Origin of the sequence: Bradyrhizobium sp. U531, assembly GCF_051710265.1 — a bacterium.
In the GTDB taxonomy this organism is placed as follows: Bacteria; Pseudomonadota; Alphaproteobacteria; order Rhizobiales; family Xanthobacteraceae; genus Bradyrhizobium.
In genome coordinates this window covers 180,270-198,096 of record NZ_JASVEN010000008.1, presented here as the reverse complement: position 1 = coordinate 198,096, position 17,827 = coordinate 180,270, and the positions used below count along the sequence as shown (strand labels likewise).

The window sequence follows — 17,827 nt, the reverse complement described above, 5'->3', positions numbered from 1 at the left end:
GTTGTGCCGGATGATCGTGATGCCTCGGGCGGCGGGGAGCAAGTGTCGCGCGCTCACGGGGCCTTGAATGCCGACGCAATGGTCCAGGCACCAACAAGTTGGCAACATCCACAATTTCGAGTAGGATGCTCTGATTAAAACAATCTTATGGCGATTTTCTCGCTCGAACTGTCTTGATTTCATTCATGGAGATTGATGATGGCGAAGAAGCCGAACGGCGGCCGCATGGTCCTCAAAGCCTATCGCGGCGATGCCAAGACATTGCTGGCCTTCAACCTCGACAAGTCCCAGGCCAAGGACCTCGCGGGGTTCACGATCCAGTGCAAGCCCGATGGCCAGCCCGCCTACTACATCTACAATGAGTTGCAGTTCGAGCGACCCGCTGATCACGCGCAGGACTCGAAGGAGCCGGCGCGTTCGAGCATCAACGCGCCGATCCATAAATTCCGCTGGCTCCATGTGCCGGGCTCGGTGCACCAGGGCGTCAAGCCGTTCCGCGGCAAATACGCCTACACCGTGACGCCGCGCTATTTCGACAACGGCGTCCTGACCCCGCTCGATCCGGACATGAGCGTGTCCACGACGATCCTGGTCGACAGCTTCTCCAAGCAGAGCGTCGAGCTCGGATTCACACGCGGCTTCGTGCAGTCGCAGGCGTTCGTCAATCATTTCGGCAAAACGGCGCCGATCCAGCCGAGCAAGCACGATCTGGTGTATGATACGTCCGAGGTCGCAGGGACCAATGCGCACGGCGAGAAGTTCACCTTCGCGGACGAATACGAATGGATGGGCTTTACCGCGCGCGAGAAGATCATCGGTCTCCTCACCGACGTCCTGAAGAACAAGGACCTCGTCGTCGACGTCTTCGCCTACGATCTCAGCGAATCCGATACCGTTGGCCTGTTGCTGAAACTCGCGGGGCAGGGGCGCGTCCGCATCATCCTCGACAACGCCGCGCTGCATCACAATAAGGAAAAGCCGACGCCGGAGGACCGCTTCGAGCAGGCGTTCAACAAGGCCGCCAAGGGCAAGGACCTGCTGCTGCGCGGCAAGTTCGGTCGCTATTCCCACGACAAGGTCATGATCGTCTACCGCAAGGGCGCCAAGAAGAACTCCCCGCAGAAGGTGCTGACCGGCTCGACGAACTTCTCGATCACCGGCCTCTACGTCAACTCGAACCACGTTCTCGTCTACAATGATGCCGAGGTTGCGGGCTTCTATGCCGGCGTGTTCGAGCAGGCGTGGACCGACGGCGTCAAGAAACCGGCGTTCATCAAATCGGCCTGGTCGAAAGCGCCGTTCGTCTCGACCTCGAGCAAGACGCCGAAGACCAGCATCACCTTTTCGCCGCACGACGAGCAAGGCGCCGCCAAGGCGCTTGCCCCGGTGGTCGCCCAGATCGCGAAGGAAGCCAAGAAGCCCAAGGGCACCGGCAGCGTGCTGTTCGCCGTGATGGAGATGGCCAACGGCAACAGCCCCGTCTACGAGGCACTGAAGACGATCCATGCCAACGACAAGGTCTTCAGCTACGGCATCTCGGACAACCCGAACGGCATCTATCTCTATCCCGTCGGCAAGAAGACCGGCGTGCTCGTCACCGGCAAGCCGGTGCAGACCCAGTTGCCGCCGCCGTTCAACCAGGTGCCGAACATCGCCGGGGTCAAGCACCAGATCCACCACAAATTCGTCGTTTGCGGCTTCAACGGCGACGACCCCGTCGTGTTCTGCGGCTCGTCGAACCTCGCCTCTGGCGGAGAGGAGAACAACGGCGACAATCTCCTGACCATCCGCGACAAGGACATCGCGACCGTGTTCGCGGTGGAGGCGCTGGCGCTGGTCGATCACTTCAACTTCCTCGACAGCACGGCGACCGGCGGCAAGAAGGCCAAGCCCAAGGCGTCGAAGGCGCAGGCGGCCCTCGACGCCAAATGGTTCCTGTCGACGACCGACGGCTGGACGACGAAATATTTCGACACCCGCGATCTGCATTGCGCCGACCGGGAAATGTTCGGCTGACCGACGGAGGCGGCGGCCGGTTCAATGCTGAACCGGCCGCTTCCGTTTCCTGCCCCTCAGCACCGCCGTGTAGGCTGGTTGTGCCAGTTGACCGCACTCTACCGCGGCATCCGGATGCATCACTCAAGACACGTTTTGGTTGTATTGTCGTCCTTTTTGAACTTTACTGACGGTTTTCAGAGTAGGGAGAATTTTCATGGTCAGTTTACGTGAACCGGGATTAGGACCGATTGTCGGTCACACCACCGATACGACGGCCAGGATTTGGGTCCGCGCTGCGGACCCCGCGGATGACAGGGCGCAGCTCGACGAGAACCGGCGAACCGTCGGCGTAATCGGCATCGTGGAAAACAACAAGATCGACGTCGCCTGGTACTTTCGGCTGAACCGGGAGTATGACCGCACGGGGACCTTCGTCCTCGGCTCGGACGTCCAACTTGGGTACTATGACGCGACCGACCTCGACAGCGTCGAAGAAGTTGCTGTTGCGGTAAACCTCAACAAGAATGTGCCGGCAAAGCCGCTCACGCCGAATACGGCATACACCGTTCGGGTCGGCGTGCTCACGGTCGACGATCCCACGCCGAACACATCCCGGACGTCAGATCTGCAACTCATCGCGATCTTGCCTGACATCAACATCATCAAGAACGATCTGTTGAGGCTCGATCCGTCGAAATGCGAGGCGAGATTCCGCACCTTCCCCCCTTCGGGGCAGATCGCCGGCTCTCTCGCATTCCTGCTCGGATCGTGCCGCTATCCTGGGCTACTTTGGAAGATCAAGGAGGCCGACCAGATATTCGGGCCGATGTCTCTGCACTTTAAGGACAGTCCGATCGGCCCGGCGGCCTCCTTCACCATGATGTGCGGCGACCAGATCTATGCCGACATGCTCAATCGCTTCGTTCCTATCCTTCGAGCCGAGCGGTATGACGAATTTCAGGAGCGCTATACAACTGCCTATTCAGCGCAAAACCTACGCAATCTGCTGCAGCGATCGAGCACCTACATGATCCTCGATGACCATGAGATCGAGGACAACTGGACTCAGGACCGGCTGAAAGGCGATCCCGGCAAGCACATGGTGTTCAACTACGCGGTCACCGCCTACATGAACTACCAATGGAGCCACAGTCCGCGCACATGGGGGCGCCTTCTGTATTACACGTTCGATTGCGGCGGCTATCCGTTTTTCGTTCTCGACACGCGCACCCAGCGTTACAAGAACAACAACGACCGTGCGCTCGATAACGGGCTCCGCGACAATTACATGCTCGGCTATCCGACCATCGACGAGCATCATCCCGGACAAATGCGCAGGCTGAAGGACTGGCTTTCGCAGATGCAAAAGGACCGCAACAACGTCCCAAAGTTCATCGTCTCATCCAGCGTATTCGTTCCGAATGCGATGGACGAACGGATCGGCGACCGAACGAAGAGAGGTCTCGATACGCTGCTGTTCGAGGTTAATGGAAACAATCGCGACGACAGCGACAGCTGGCCGGCATTTCCGCAGACGCGCAAGGAACTGCTCGACCATATCGTCGATGAATCCATTCAGAATGTTATCTTTCTCTCCGGCGACATTCATTGCTCGAATGTCGCCGAAATCGCATTCGAGCGCGATCAGGGCCAAAAGAAGAAGATCCTGCCCCTCAGGGCATTCTCGATTACGTCATCGGCATTCTATTGGCCGTTTCCGTTCGCCGATGGCGATCCGAACGGGTATGTGCACGATTCCCGACAATCCGAGCAATGGGATGCGTTTCCGCTCAAGGACGGCAAGACGCGCATGCATTACAAGTCATGGGGCTTCACCCAGGATGACAATTTCGCGCGCATCGAGATCGACAGGACGAAATCGCGACTCAAGGTCCGTGTCTTCGATCGCAACGGCAAGCCGGTTGTGAATACCGAGGCCAATGGCGCGAACGTTCCGCTCGAAACCGACCTGCAGCTGGAGTCCTGGCTTTAGCGCGCTTTCTTGATGCGCTTCACCGCCATCGACGTGCTGCTGATCGTCCGCCGCCGCGGTCACCGGCGTGGCCGTGCCGTGAGTATGGCGGCACCTCGTCAGGCCGCAGCGCGGCCAAGGTCGAGCGATGGTCTGCGCCTGGTCGGGAAGCTCAGCGCCACCGCGACGGCGGCGAGCCCGATCGCGAAGGAGCCGACATGCAGCCATGTGTAGCGCTGGAAATTGTCGAACACGAGCCCGCCGGCCCACGGACCCAGCGCCATGCCAAGGCTGGCAAACGCGGACACGGCGCCGAACACGGTGCCCATGATGCGCGCGCCGAAGAATTCGCGGACCAGCACCGCATAGAGCGGCATCACGCCGCCATAGGCGAGGCCGAACACGACCGAGAGCGCGTAGAACTCGCCGAGCTGCGCCACCGCAAGATACGTCGCGATGCACATCGCCTGCACGAACAGGCCGCCGACCAGCACCGGCTTTGCACCGATGCGATCGGCGAGCGTGCCGAGCAGCAGGCGGCCGCCGAGGCCCGAGACACCGGCGACGCTGTAGACCGTCACCGCCGTGAGCGGCGCGATGCCGCAGACCATCGCATAGGACACCATGTGGAAGATCGGGCCGGAATGCGCGGCGCAGCAGGCGAAATGTGCCGCCGCCAGCGCGATGAATTGCGGCGTGCGCAGCGCCTGCGCCGCGGTCAGCTCGACCTCCGGCGCTGCGCCCGCGCTGGCGGGCCCGGTCGCGGCCGGTGCCGGCCGCACCAGGAAGCAGGCGGGGATCAGCAGCGCCCAGGCCGCACAGCCGATCACGAGCATCGCGGTGCGCCAGTCATAGGCCGTGATCAGCCAGCTCGCGGTCGGCGCGATCGTCACCGGCGACACGCCCATGCCGGCGGAGACCAGCGCCACCGCAAGGCTCCTGTTGTTCTCGATCCAGGCGCTCGCGAGCGCCATCATCGGCGCGTAGAAGCTGCCGGCGGCAATGCCGATCAGCACGCCAAAGCAGAGCTGGAATTGCCACAGGCTCGTCGCCAGGCTCGCGGTGACGAGACCGAGCCCCAGCAGCACGCTTCCCGCGAGCACCACGATGCGCGTGCCGAAGCGGTCCGACAGCGTGCCCCACAGGAATGCGGCAAATCCCATGCATAGAAAATCCAGCGTCGCCGCCGCCGAGACCCCGGCGCGCGACCAGCCCATCGCGTCAGAGATCGGTTGCAGGAACACCGCCAGCGACAACATCGTGCCGAACCCGACACAGGTCATCAACGCGCCCGCGGCGACAACGACCCAGCCATAGTCGAAGCTCGATGGCCTGCTCATGCGTTTCCTCGGCGCTTTTGGTTTTGTTGATGGTGCGCAGTGGAGATGGTGGCCCATCTGCCGGGAGAGGGCAAGGCGGGACGGGGCGCGTGCTGACACCGTTCGCGCGCGATGATAACATGCCTGGCGTTGCCGGCCTGCGATGTCGTTCTCATGGACGCACCCCGGCGTGAGGGAGCGAATCCAATGAAACAGGAAGCGCTGTGCCGGCCGCGCGGTTGCCACCGGTTCCTCCTGCCTGTCATGTTCGCCGCCGCTGTCGCGGCATTTCCGGCCCGCGCACAGGATGGCGGAAGCGTTGCCCGCGAGCCGGGGCCGGTGTTTTCGCAGAGCGGCCCCGATGCCGAACTCTACGGCGCGGCTGAGGGTTACCCGATCGGCACGCGGGGAGGCGCGCCCCAGCTTGATAAGCTGGTCGGGGTCTACAGCCATTTCGATGCGCTCTACCCCTCGCGCGCGATCGGTCGCGCTACGATGCCGTGGCAATTCAAACGCGCGCCAGAGCCGTCGATTGCCTACAGTTTTGACAACCAACGACTGAGCATCGCGGACTACCTCAAGCGCAACCCGACGACGGGACTGCTGATCGCCAGGGACGACACCATCCTGTACGAGCACTATCAATATGCCCGGACCGATCACGACCGCTTTGTCTCGCAATCCATGGCGAAGACGCTGGTTGCCATGCTGGTCGGCATCGCGGTCTCGGAGGGACGCATCAAGTCGATCGACGATCTCGTCTCGACCTATGTCTCCGGCCTTGCAGGAACGGAATACGGCAACACGTCGATCCGGACCTTGCTGAACATGTCTTCGGGCGTCGAATTCTCGGAAGTCTACGATGGGAAGGACGACATCGCCCGGCTTGGGCAGGCGCTGTTCGGCGATGAGCCGAAGGATCTCGCGGCCATCGTCGCGCAATTCAACACGCGAATCGCGCCGCCGGGGACTAAATGGCACTATGCCAGCGTTGAAACCGAGATTCTCGGCCTGGTGTTGCGCGCCGCGACGGGCACGCCGGTTGCCGACTATCTCCACGACCGCATCTGGAGCGCCATCGGCACCGAAGCGGATGCGTCGTGGGCGATCGACCGCAGCGGGCAGGAGATTGCTTTCTGCTGCTTCAACGCAACCTTGCGCGACTATGCGCGCCTGGCCCGGTTGCTCGCACATGACGGCGCCTGGGAAGGCCGTCAATTGATTCCCCGGCAGTGGCTGCTCGATGCCACGACGGTCAGGCCGGAGGATGGCCATCTCGCGCCGCGCGTCGCCACGCCCTATTTCGGTTACGGCTACCAGGTCTGGCTGCTTCCCGGCGAGCAGCGCAGATTTGCGCTGCTGGGTATCCGCGGTCAGGTCATCCTGGTCGATCCCGCCTCCAAGCTCGTGATGGTGCACACCGCCGTTCAGCCGAAGCCGTCCGAGCCGGGCGCCCTCCGGGAGCCGCTGGCGCTCTGGTTCGCCGTGCTGCAACAGCTCGGGCAATGAGGATCTGACGGCGCCTCGATCCCAAATTTTTGCGCCGGCCATGTCGGCGCCGGGCGGGTTCGATCGTCCTCAGGTTTCACAATCGCCGGACGTGGCCGGGTGACCCGGCACAGGGGACGTGAGGTCGTCACCTCGACGTCTCAAATCGAACTGGAGCAATGCTTATGAGGATCACCGTCGAGACCAGCGTCGCAGCCCCCATCGATCGAGTCTGGCAGGCCTATACGACGCCTGCCGACATCGTGAAGTGGAATGCGGCGTCCGACGACTGGCATACGACCAAGGCGACGGTCGACCTGCGGAACGGCGGCGCGTTCTCGTCCCGGATGGAAGCCAAGGACGGCAGCATGGGTTTCGACTTCGCCGGCACCTACACCGAGATCGTCGAGCACAAGCGGATCGCCTACGCGTTCGGCGATCGCAAGGCCGAGGTCGAGTTCGTGCCCGGCCCGAACGGCGTGGTCGTCCGCGTCGCCTTCGATGGCGAGACGACGCATTCGGAGGAGCAGCAGCGAAGTGGTTGGCAGGCGATCCTCGACAGTTTCAAGCGGTACGTCGAGGCGAAGCAGAAGGCGTGATTGACCAGGAAGCAGGCGAGCCGACGGACGCCTGTTTTGCCCGATGGAGCAAGTCGGCTTCGTGAACTCCTAAAATAACCCAACGCCGCCAACGGTGCGGTTACTGTGCATGGGGTTGTTTTCGCGTTTCTTGTTTGGCCGGATCCCGAGTGGTTCGGACCGAACCGATCTCGCCGTCGTCGTCATGGCCGGGCTTGACCCGGCCATCCACGTCTTCGCCAAGCCTCAAAACGTGGATGCCCGGGCCTTCGCCGCGCCGAAGCGGCTTCGGCCGCGCAGGCGGGACAAGCCCGGGCATGACAAGTTGGGGTAACTTTCGAGCCTTAAAGCCCTCGCCTCAGCTATCCACCTTCAGCGCGGCAATGAAAGCTTCCTGCGGGATGTCGACCTTGCCGAACTGCCGCATCTTCTTCTTGCCTTCCTTCTGCTTCTCCAGAAGCTTGCGCTTGCGCGTGATGTCGCCGCCGTAGCACTTCGCGGTGACATCCTTGCGCAGCGCGCGCACGGTCTCGCGCGCGATCACCTTGCCGCCGATCGCCGCCTGGATCGGGATCTGGAACATGTGCGGCGGGATCAGCTCCTTCATCTTCTCGACCATGGCGCGGCCGCGGCCTTCGGCGCGGGTGCGATGCACGAGCATCGAAAGCGCATCGACCGGCTCGGCGTTGACCAGGATCTGCATCTTGACGAGGTCGGCCGGCTTGTAGTCGGTGAGATGATAGTCGAACGAGGCGTAGCCCTTGGAGACGGATTTCAGCCGGTCGTAGAAGTCGAACACCACTTCGTTGAGCGGCAAATCGTATTTCACCATCGCGCGGGAGCCGACATAGGTCAGCTCCTTCTGCGAGCCGCGGCGGTCCTGGCACAGCTTCAAGACGCTGCCGAGATATTCGTCGGGCGTCATGATCGTCGCCTCGATCCAGGGCTCCTGGATCTCGGCGATCTTGACCACGTCGGGCATGTCGACGGGATTGTGGATCTCGATCTCGGAGCCGTCGTTGAGCTTCATCTTGTAGATGACGCTCGGCGCGGTCGCGATCAGATTGAGGTCGAACTCGCGCGACAGCCGCTCCTGGATGATCTCCAGATGCAGCAGTCCGAGGAAGCCGCAGCGGAAGCCGAAGCCGAGCGCCGCGGAGGTCTCCATCTCGAAGGAGAAGCTCGCGTCGTTGAGCCGCAGCTTGCCCATGGCGCCGCGCAGCGTTTCGAAGTCGTCGGCATCGACCGGGAACAGGCCGCAGAACACCACGGGGATCGCCGGCTTGAAGCCCGGCAGCATCTCCGTGACAGGCTTGCGGTCATCGGTGATGGTGTCGCCGACGCGGGTATCGGCGACTTCCTTGATCGCGGCGGTGATGAAGCCGATCTCGCCGGGACCGAGCTCGTCGACCTGCGTCATCTTCGGCGTGAAGAAGCCGACGCGCTCGACGTCGTAGGCCGCGCCCGTGCCCATCATGCGCACGCGGCTGCCCTTCTTCATGACGCCGTCGACGACGCGGATGAGAACGACGACGCCGAGATAGACGTCGTACCAGCTGTCGACCAGCAGCGCCTTCAAGGTCGCATCGCGGTCGCCCTTGGGCGGCGGCAGCCGGGTGACGATGGCTTCCAGCACGTCGGGGACGCCGAGGCCGGTCTTGGCCGAGATCATCACCGCGTCGGAGGCGTCGATGCCGATCACGTCCTCGATCTGCTGCTTGATCTTCTCGGGCTCGGCCGCGGGAAGGTCGACCTTGTTCAGGACGGGGACGATCTCGTGGTTGTTGTCGAGCGCCTGGTAGACGTTGGCGAGCGTCTGCGCCTCGACGCCCTGGCTGGCATCGACCACCAGCAGGGAACCCTCGCACGCCGCCAGCGACCGCGAGACTTCGTAGGCGAAGTCGACATGGCCGGGCGTGTCCATCAGGTTGAAGATGTAATCCTTGCCGTCCTTGGCCTTGTACGCGAGGCGCACCGTCTGCGCCTTGATGGTGATGCCGCGCTCGCGCTCGATGTCCATGGAATCGAGCACCTGCTCCTTGCCCGCCATTTCGCGGTCGGAGAGCCCGCCCGTCATCTGGATCAGGCGGTCGGCCAGCGTCGATTTGCCATGGTCGATATGGGCGACGATGGAGAAATTGCGGATGTTGGAAATGGGGACGGTCGTCATGGGCGCGGGATACCACTCACATCCCCGTGCGGCAACCATATTGCTGTAATTTCAGGGCCTTTGTTCACGCCAAGCTGATTCCACCATCGCCCAAAACGCGCTAGGCAACGGCCATGTCGACCACCTCGATCCCCACCGCCCGGGCGCGCACGAAGACCCGCCTGAGCTTCAACCGCTTCCGGGCCTGGCTGGTTGCCTGCGCGGTCCGCCCCGAGGCGAGATTGTGGCTGGTGATCCAGCTCGCCATCCTGCATGCGGTGCTCTGGACCTTCATCCTGATCAATTTGAAGGCGGCGCAGGACGTTCACATGGACGTCGCAGAAGCCTATGGCTGGGGCCAGAAATTCCTCTGGGGCTACGGCAAGCACCCGCCGCTGTCGGGCTGGGTCGCCGGCCTCTGGTTCACGGCGTTCCCGGCCACGGACTGGGCGACCTACGCGCTGGCGATGGCGACCGTCGGCGTCGGTATGGTGATCTGCTGGCTGATCGCTCTGCGCGTGGTGGATGCGCGCCGCGCCTTCCTGGTCGTGGTGATGGTCGCGCTGTACCCGATCTTCAATTTCAAGGGTTTCAAGTACAACCCGGATCTGCTGCAGCTCGTCACCTTGCCGCTGCTCGTGCTCGCCTACCTCAATTCCTTCGAGAAGCGGACGTGGCAATCCGGCGTCCTGCTTGGCCTTGCCGGCGCGCTGGCGCTGATGACCAAATACTGGGTGCTGACCATGATCGGCGCCATCGGCCTTGCCGCGCTGATCCACCCGGAGCGGCTGAAATTCCTGGCCTCGCCGGCGCCGTGGGTGGCGATCGCGACGATGGTGACAGCGATGATCCCGCACATCGTCTGGCTGGCGGATGCGCATTTCGTGCCGCTGACCTATGCCGGCGACACCTACAGCATCCAGGACAAGAGCCAGGTGCACCAGCTCGTCGCCGGCTATGCGCTGCATAATCTCGGATTGCTGGCATTGCCGGTGGCGCTCGCCGCGCTGGCGATGGCGCTGGTGCCGCATTGGATGAATTTGCTCGTGCGCGCGCCCGCACGCATCGTCACGCGCGCCTGGGCGCGCGGCGCCAATCGGTGCGTCAACCTCCCGCAGGCGCTGAACGTATGGATGATCCAGATCATCGTCGCGTTCGGCCCGCCGCTCGGCGCGCTGGTCTTCGGCGTCTACCTGAAGACCGATTGGGGCATCTCGCTGTTCTTCCTGGCGCCGCTGGCGCTGGTCGCGATCCCCGCCTTGCGCGTACAACGCGCGAGCCTGTTCAACATCGCCGCAATCTGGTTCGTGCTCAGCGTAGCGACGCTGGCCGGCTCGCCCTGGATCGCCGCGCGCGAGATGGCGGCCAATGCCGGCAACACCGCGACCTATGGCGCGCGCTCGGATCTGGCGCGCGAATTGACCCAGGCCTGGCACGCGCGCTTCGCCTCGCGCTGGGCGGTCGTTGCGGGGACGATGGAGACGATCCAGCCGATGGTGTTCTACAGCCCCGATCATCCGAGCCCGTTCACGCCGAACGAAGCCTGGGCCTCCGGGCTGACCTCGCTCGACGACGTCAAGCGATACGGCTTCATCGGTGTGGTCGACGCGGCCGACGAGCGCCTGCCGAAGTTCGAGAAGTGGATCTCGGAGACCGCGCCGAACGCCGAGCGCATCGTGATGACCACTCGCCGCTTCACCCACGGCAAGGCCGGCCCGTCGATGACCTGGAACGTCTACATCGCTCCGCCGGGGAAATAGTGAAGGTGCCGTAGGGTGGGCAAAGGCGCACTTGCGCCGTGCCCACGATCTCTCTCGGTCGCGAAAAGATACGTGGGCACGCTTCGCTTTGCCCACCCTACGGCAGCTGCGCGCCGCACCCGCGTCCGGGACACGAGAGGAGGCTGCCTAGATCCCTTCCTCGTTGAACTTGCTTTCAACGAGCTCGGTGATCGCCGCGAGCGCGGCTTCCGCCTGTTCGCCTGCGGCTGCGACGGTGATGGTCGTGCCCGGTCCCGCAGCGAGCATCATCAGGCCCATGATGGAGGTGCCGCCGACGGTCTCGCCGCCGCGCGTCACCCACACTTGCGCGTTGAAGCGCTCGACCGCCTGGACGAATTTCGCGGAGGCGCGGGCGTGCAGGCCGCGCTTGTTGATGATCAAGAGATCCTTGGAAATCGCGCCCGCGGGCACGCCGGTTCCCGCTTGTGGCGCGTCGCCGCTCATTTGCCGGCGAGCACGCGGCTGGCGATGGTGACGTATTTGCGGCCGGCTTCCTGCGCCATCGCGATCGCGTCGGGCAACGGACGCTCCTCGCGGACCTTGGCGAGCTTCACCAGCATGGGAAGATTGATGCCTGCGAGCACTTCGACCTTGGGCCGGCTCATGCAGGATATTGCGAGGTTCGACGGCGTGCCGCCGAACATGTCGGTGAGGATCGCAACGCCGTCGCCGGAATCGACGCGGTTAACCGCCTCGATGATGTCGCTTCGGCAAAGATCGGAATCATCTTCGGCACCGATCGTGATCGCTTCGATTTGCTTTTGTGGGCCCATGACATGTTCAAGCGCTGCCTTGAATTCGTCGGCAAGGCGCCCGTGGGTCACAAGTACTAGACCAATCATCGGAAAACTCCTCGCGGGCGCTTTTGGTGCACCGCACGAACGCGCCACTTTGACCATCCAGAGCCCCTGCGCAAGAGGGGATGTTGCGTATCTCCCTGAATCTAGACGGATGGATGAGGGGAGCTGCGCCGGTCTATTCGGTCGCGATAGTGGGGTTCATATGGTTACCATTTCCCTTCAAACAATCGCCGGAAGGGTTAACGGAAGATGAACTCTTGGTAGTGGTCAAGGCCGCGACAACCAAGGGGAGGGGCGAATGGTCGCGGCTGACGGGGATTCGAGGTATTTCGACACCGGAAATGCTGGTTTTCAGGGCTTCGGCCGGCGGCAGGCGCTCCGCGTCGGCGGCGTCCAGATCGACCACGAGACCGACGGTCGCATGCTCCACGAAGTCGCAGTGCCGAATCCCGAGGCCCCGGATCTCGATCAGGCCGGCCAGGCGGGGCGCGGGACGGACCTCAATTTCACCGCCGACTGTCGCCAGATGGACACGGTCATCCCCGACCAGAACCGCCCTTTCGACCACGCCCGCGCGTCCCGCCATGATCAAATCGAAGGCTAGGCGCGACTTGCCGGAGCCGGAGGGGCCGCGGATCAGCACCGCCAGGGAGCCCACCTTGACCGCGGAGGCGTGCACGCTCGGCCCGCCTTCGTTCGGGCTGCCGTCGTTCAGTCCGTCCCGGCTCATAGCGCCGGCAGCCTGACCACGAAACGCGCGCCCGTGACGGTCGGAACGCCCTCGTCATCGGGCGGGCCCGCGCGGTTCTCGGCCCAGATGCGTCCGCCATGGGCGTCGACGATCTGCTTGGAGATCGACAGGCCGAGGCCGGAGTTCTGGCCAAAGCCCTGATGCGGACGGTCGGTGTAGAAGCGCTCGAAGATGCGCTCGAGCGCGTCGTCGCGAATGCCGGGGCCGTCGTCGTCGACCACGATCTCGATCTCGCCGCGCACCCGGCGGCAGGTCAGGCGCACCTTGCTGCCACGTTCGGAGAAGGATTGCGCGTTGGAGAGCAGGTTGGAGACCACCTGCCCGAGCCGTGAATCGTGGCCGGTCACGGCGAAATTGTCGGTCGGGCTGCGGCCCTCGAAGCGCGTCTCGACCGCGACGTCGTGGCCGAGCTTGGTTTCGTTGGCGACCGAGACCAGCGTCGTCAGCAGCCGGCGCAGATCGACCGGGACGGCATCCTGGCGCTGCAATTCGGCGTCGAGGCGGCTGGCGTCGGAGATGTCGGAGATCAGGCGGTCGAGCCGCTTGACGTCGTGCTCGATCACCTCGAGCAGGCGCGCGCGGCTGTTCTCGTTGCGCGCCAGCGGCAGCGTCTCCACCGCCGAGCGCAGCGACGTCAGCGGGTTCTTCAATTCATGGGCGACGTCGGCGGCGAACATCTCGATCGCCTCGATGCGGCTGTAGAGCGCGCTCGTCATGTCGCGCAGCGCGCCGGAGAGATGGCCGATCTCGTCGCGGCGGCGGGTGAAATCGGGAATCTCGATGCGGGCCTTGATGCGGCGGCGGACGCGCTCGGCGCTGTCGGCGAGCCTTCGCACGGGGCCTGCGATCGTGCTCGCGAGCAGCAGCGACAGCATGATCATGACGGCGGCCGCGACGCCGCCGACCTTGAGGATGGCGAGGCGCTCGGCCGTGACCATCTGGTCGATGTCGTCGCCCTGCGTCGACAGCATCAGGGCGCCGTGGATCGCGCGCGAGCGCAGCACGGGGACGGCGACCGAGACGATCACCTCGCCGCGCGAATTGACCCGCACCATCGAGCGCTTCTGGCCCTGCAGCGCGTCGGCCACTTCCGCATAACCGTTGCCGTTCTCGGGGCCGAGCTCGCGATAGAGCGGCAGGTCGCCGCGATTGAGCCAGGTGCGCGCCGCGACCATGCCGCGCTCGACGATGCCGGGCTTCTCGGCCGGCGGCGGCAGATTGTAGCGCAGCACGTTCTCGAGGTTGCGGCTGTCGACCAAGAGGCTGCCGTTCGGATCGTAGATGCGGGCGCGGGTCTTGGTCGGCGAGATCAGCGTGCGCAGCACCGGCGCCACGCGCTCCGGATTGATCGGGAAGTCCAGCGGCGAATATTCGTCCGGGCCGCCATAGGTCTCGCCCGGCTTCAGGTCGAGCAGCCGGTCGGGATCGATGGTGATGGCGTTGGTCTGCACCGTGGCGGAGGCCGCGATGGCACCCGCGATGATCTCGGCCTGCACCAGCAGGCTCTGTGCCCGCGCGTCGATCAGGCCGGCGCGGAATTGCGAGAGATAGAGGATGCTGGCAACCAGCGCGACGAGGCCGGCAAGGTTCAGCGAGACGATGCGGCGGGTCAGGCTCGAGAAGGACAGCGCAAAGAAGAACTGCCCGGCGCGCTTCAGCCAGTTCAACGGCCGGAAGCCCTGCGGCTTGCTTTCGGCAAATTGCTCCGGAGCGCCGTCGGATGCGACATCCCCGGCGCTCTCGTTGGGATCAGGCTGCGTTCGGTCCAGCAATGCTTACGCCCGCGTTAGGACGGCTCGTCGAGAAGGTCCCAGCATTCTAGAGCATGATCCCGAAAAGCGTGCAGCGGTTTTCCGAACGATCATGCCCGAGAAATGGAGCGATCCCGGTCCCGACGGATCGAGAACCGGAGATGCTCGTAAGTCTTTGGCGAAGGCGTCGGCCGCCCTCAGGCTTCCTTGAAACGATAGCCGACGCCATACAGCGTCTCGATCATCTCGAACTCGTTGTCGACCACCTTGAACTTCTTGCGCAGCCGCTTGATGTGGCTGTCGATGGTGCGGTCGTCGACATAGACCTGATCGTCATAGGCCGCGTCCATCAGCGCGTTGCGGCTCTTCACCACGCCGGGCCGGGTCGCCAGCGCCTGCAGGATCAGGAATTCGGTCACGGTCAGCGTCACCGGCTCGTTCTTCCAGGTGCAGGTGTGCCGTTCCGGATCCATGCGCAGCAGGCCGCGGTCGAGCGCCTTGGCGTCGTTCTCCTTCGGCGCGACGGTCGGGTCCTTCGGCGCCGAGCGGCGCAGCACGGCCTTGACGCGCTCGACCAGCAGGCGCTGCGAGAACGGTTTGCGGATGAAGTCGTCGGCGCCCATCTTGAGGCCGAACAGCTCGTCGATCTCCTCGTCCTTGGAAGTGAGGAAGATCACCGGCAGGTCGGACTTCTGGCGCAGGCGGCGCAGCGTCTCCATGCCGTCCATGCGCGGCATCTTGATGTCGAGAATGGCGAGGTCAGGCTGGGTGGTGCGGAAACCGTCGAGCGCGGAGGCACCGTCGGTGTAGGTCATGATGCGGTAGCCTTCGGCTTCCAGCGCGATCGAGACGGATGTGAGAATGTTGCGGTCGTCGTCGACCAAAGCGATTGTGGGCATGAGCCTCTGCTTTCTGCTTTCCGTTTGGGTCGTGGCTTGAAACGGCGAGCAATCCACTGATGCGCCGCATAGATGGGTGCCGAGTTGGCGTTCGAACCTTGTCACCGAGCAATGCAAGCTGGGCTGAAGTGTGACCAAGTTCCACGAAACACGGCAGATTCGCCGCATATCGACCCATAACCGGGGCCCCGTTTAGCCGAAAAAAGGCCTCCCTTGCAACCACCTGAGCCGAGAAAGCCGATGCAACCGACCTCCGATTTCGACCCCGGAAAGCTCGCCAAATCCCTGTTGCGGCGATCGCGGCAGGGGGCGCTGGCGACCCTCATGACCGGCAGCGGCGATCCCTATTGTTCCCTGGTCAATCTGGCCAGCCATCCCGACGGCTCGCCCATTCTGCTGATCTCGGGCCTCGCCGTGCATACCAAGAACATCCTGGCCGACAGCCGGGTGTCCCTGATGCTGGACGAGCGGGTGGCCGGCGATCCCCTGGAAGGGGCCCGGATCATGCTGTCCGGCCGAGCGGAACAGGCCGACGTCGAGAAGGAGCTGCTCCAGCGGCGGTATCTCAATGCCCATCCCTCGGCGGAAGACTTTGTTTCCTTTAAGGATTTCGCCTTCTTCCGGATCCGCCCCACGGGAACCCATCTGGTCGCCGGATTCGGCCGGATCGTCGACCTCAAGCCCGAGCGGTTCCTCACGGACCTCATCGGCGCCGAGGATCTGCTGGCGGCGGAGGAAGGCGCGGTCGAGCACATGAACACCGACCATCGCGATGCCATGGGCCTCTACGCGACCAGGCTCCTGGGTGCGTCCGCCGGTGACTGGCGCTGTACCGGCTGCGATCCCGAAGGCCTCGACATGCAGGACGGCCAGATCGCGCTACGGCTGGACTTCCCGGAGCGGGTGACCGACGGCACGTCGCTGCGCAAGATGCTGGTGCGTCTGGCGGGCGAGGCGCGCAGCAAGGTGGACTAGGTCGTGTAGCTATAGATCCAATTCGGCTCTGAGCGCCACGGCACAAAGACAGATGCCGGCGAGAGGACGATCCGGTGGACCTGGCAGATTGCCCCTCGACTGGCAGCTGTGGGCCTATTCGTGACCGTAGTACTGTCGATTGCACTGGTGACGGCCTCGCTCATAGCTCGCCTCCCGGTACGCCGGCCCTTTCATGACGCTGCCCACATCAGCGAGCAACCGTGCCTGCTTGAGACACTCCACGTAAGGTTTGTTCGAGAGCCAATCGAGTCCAAGACCTCCAGCGTGAGATGTCTGGATCGAAGCAACGAATGAACTGATTCCGACTATTGCGGCGAAAGCTGAGAGAGCAGTGCGGGAGACGGCCATGGCATATTTCCTTGTGCCTGGGTAATCGCACAGAGACAATGGCGTGCCGTACGTCTGAAATATGTGCGGCCCATCACATCCGCTGGGCTGGGCGTATGTGGCGTCAGTGCGCTACGCAAAGCGGCGTTCTCTCTTTGAGTCGCCCGCAAACATGAGTACTCCGATCGAGATCATTCGGGAGTACGGCCGCGAGCAGGCTACGGCCGTTGTGTTTGCAAGCAGGCCAGCCGCCATTCCCGCCTTTCAGCCCTAGCGATCAACTTTTTCAAGCATGAGACCTCCGCTCTGACCTGAAGCGGAAGTGGCGTCCCCTCGTTGAGCCAAACGCCCCATGCGGCCGGAATGTTGCTGTCCCCGGCATTGTGAAGAAATTATCAATGGTTGTTGCGCTACAACATCGCATCTCATGCGGGAATGCGAAAGAACATGAAGAACATCTTCGCGAAACCGGAAAACGTACTGACATTGTGTGGCCTTGCCCTTGCCGACATGGCGTTGCTTCTGTCGGTGCCGCAGTATGTGCCCACGCTGCATCTCGCCAAGACGTCCTTCTGGAGCGGTACGAAAATCAACCAAATTCGCTTCGGGTCTTATCCCGAAGTGGATTTGGTAGGATTGGCGAGAGCCGAAGCCGCCAGGCACGCAGGGATGTGGGATGCCTGGGCCTTTGCCTGCATCGCTGTCCAGCCAAATGACAAAGAAAAGCCTGTCCTTCTCGTGGATGCGGGAGAAGCGCCGGTCGCGAATAGCGTTCGTATTATCCAGGAGCTTCGCCTGCCCAATGACGGCTTCGGCTTGTACGGCAGACCGCGGTTCAGCTTGAATGTCGACGGCCAAGCCTTGCCACTGGACGAAGTGGAGATCCCGCGTTGGCATGCCTTTCTCCACAAAGGGATCAGCAAGCTGAAGGCCGCCGCCGACAATTGGGAACGATGGAGCATCCCGTCATCCGATGAAACGGCGTTGCTTACGCCGAGATGACGCCAAGGGCCGGAAA

The 17,827-nt window shown here is 63.3% G+C and carries 14 protein-coding genes; 7 read left to right on the top strand and 7 right to left on the bottom strand.

Features of this window, described 5'->3' with window-relative positions; genetic code table 11:
* Positions 1-195 precede the first annotated feature (195 nt).
* Together QRQ56_RS29960 and QRQ56_RS29955 are read left to right on the top strand one after the other, a co-directional pair.
* Complete coding sequence (locus QRQ56_RS29960; protein WP_438744832.1) at positions 196-2,016, top strand: phospholipase D-like domain-containing protein; 1,821 nt, start codon at positions 196-198, stop codon at positions 2,014-2,016.
* A 196-nt stretch (positions 2,017-2,212) separates the two neighbouring features.
* Positions 2,213-3,991: an alkaline phosphatase D family protein gene (locus QRQ56_RS29955; RefSeq protein WP_438744831.1), complete on the top strand. Its 1,779-nt coding sequence runs from the start codon at positions 2,213-2,215 to the stop codon at positions 3,989-3,991.
* Between the two features lie 98 nt (positions 3,992-4,089).
* Here QRQ56_RS29955 and QRQ56_RS29950 read toward each other — a convergent pair whose 3' ends face one another.
* The gene (locus QRQ56_RS29950) at positions 4,090-5,310 is read right to left on the bottom strand and encodes an MFS transporter (protein ID WP_438744830.1); all 1,221 of its coding nucleotides are present in this window, start codon (positions 5,308-5,310) and stop codon (positions 4,090-4,092) included.
* A gap of 186 nt (positions 5,311-5,496) precedes the next feature.
* On the opposite strand from QRQ56_RS29950, the gene QRQ56_RS29945 reads away from it, so the two are divergent.
* The gene (locus QRQ56_RS29945; protein WP_438744829.1) at positions 5,497-6,798 is read left to right on the top strand and encodes a serine hydrolase domain-containing protein; all 1,302 of its coding nucleotides are present in this window, start codon (positions 5,497-5,499) and stop codon (positions 6,796-6,798) included.
* A 164-nt stretch (positions 6,799-6,962) separates the two neighbouring features.
* Complete coding sequence (locus QRQ56_RS29940) at positions 6,963-7,376, top strand: SRPBCC family protein (protein WP_438744828.1); 414 nt, start codon at positions 6,963-6,965, stop codon at positions 7,374-7,376.
* A gap of 337 nt (positions 7,377-7,713) precedes the next feature.
* Here the strand turns inward: QRQ56_RS29940 and lepA are convergent, their stop codons facing one another.
* Positions 7,714-9,525, bottom strand: coding sequence for a translation elongation factor 4 (gene lepA, locus QRQ56_RS29935; protein WP_438744827.1), 1,812 nt, complete (start codon positions 9,523-9,525; stop codon positions 7,714-7,716).
* Between the two features lie 113 nt (positions 9,526-9,638).
* On the opposite strand from lepA, the gene QRQ56_RS29930 reads away from it, so the two are divergent.
* Positions 9,639-11,264 (top strand): glycosyltransferase family 39 protein, encoded by a 1,626-nt coding sequence (locus QRQ56_RS29930; protein ID WP_438744825.1) that lies wholly within the window; start codon positions 9,639-9,641, stop codon positions 11,262-11,264.
* A gap of 147 nt (positions 11,265-11,411) precedes the next feature.
* On the opposite strand, the gene QRQ56_RS29925 is transcribed toward QRQ56_RS29930, so the two are convergent.
* From QRQ56_RS29925 to QRQ56_RS29905, 5 genes are all read right to left on the bottom strand, one after another.
* Positions 11,412-11,729, bottom strand: a complete 318-nt coding sequence (locus tag QRQ56_RS29925) for an HPr family phosphocarrier protein (RefSeq protein WP_438744824.1) — start codon at positions 11,727-11,729, stop codon at positions 11,412-11,414.
* The gene (locus tag QRQ56_RS29920) at positions 11,726-12,127 is read right to left on the bottom strand and encodes a PTS sugar transporter subunit IIA (protein WP_007597752.1); all 402 of its coding nucleotides are present in this window, start codon (positions 12,125-12,127) and stop codon (positions 11,726-11,728) included. Before QRQ56_RS29920 ends, QRQ56_RS29925 begins: the two co-directional genes overlap by 4 nt.
* Before the next feature lie 133 nt (positions 12,128-12,260).
* Positions 12,261-12,815, bottom strand: a complete 555-nt coding sequence (locus QRQ56_RS29915; RefSeq protein WP_438744823.1) for an HPr kinase/phosphorylase — start codon at positions 12,813-12,815, stop codon at positions 12,261-12,263.
* Positions 12,812-14,608, bottom strand: a complete 1,797-nt coding sequence (locus tag QRQ56_RS29910; RefSeq protein WP_438744822.1) for a stimulus-sensing domain-containing protein — start codon at positions 14,606-14,608, stop codon at positions 12,812-12,814. The genes QRQ56_RS29915 and QRQ56_RS29910 overlap by 4 nt, the downstream gene beginning before the upstream one ends.
* A gap of 176 nt (positions 14,609-14,784) precedes the next feature.
* Positions 14,785-15,486, bottom strand: a complete 702-nt coding sequence (locus tag QRQ56_RS29905) for a response regulator transcription factor (protein ID WP_008542552.1) — start codon at positions 15,484-15,486, stop codon at positions 14,785-14,787.
* 240 nt (positions 15,487-15,726) lie between these two features.
* Here QRQ56_RS29905 and QRQ56_RS29900 point away from each other — a divergent pair, with 240 nt between their 5' ends.
* Positions 15,727-16,461, top strand: a complete 735-nt coding sequence (locus tag QRQ56_RS29900) for a HugZ family protein (RefSeq protein ID WP_438744821.1) — start codon at positions 15,727-15,729, stop codon at positions 16,459-16,461.
* A 795-nt stretch (positions 16,462-17,256) separates the two neighbouring features.
* Positions 17,257-17,811 (top strand): hypothetical protein, encoded by a 555-nt coding sequence (locus QRQ56_RS29895; RefSeq protein ID WP_438744820.1) that lies wholly within the window; start codon positions 17,257-17,259, stop codon positions 17,809-17,811.
* Positions 17,812-17,827: the final 16 nt, after the last annotated feature.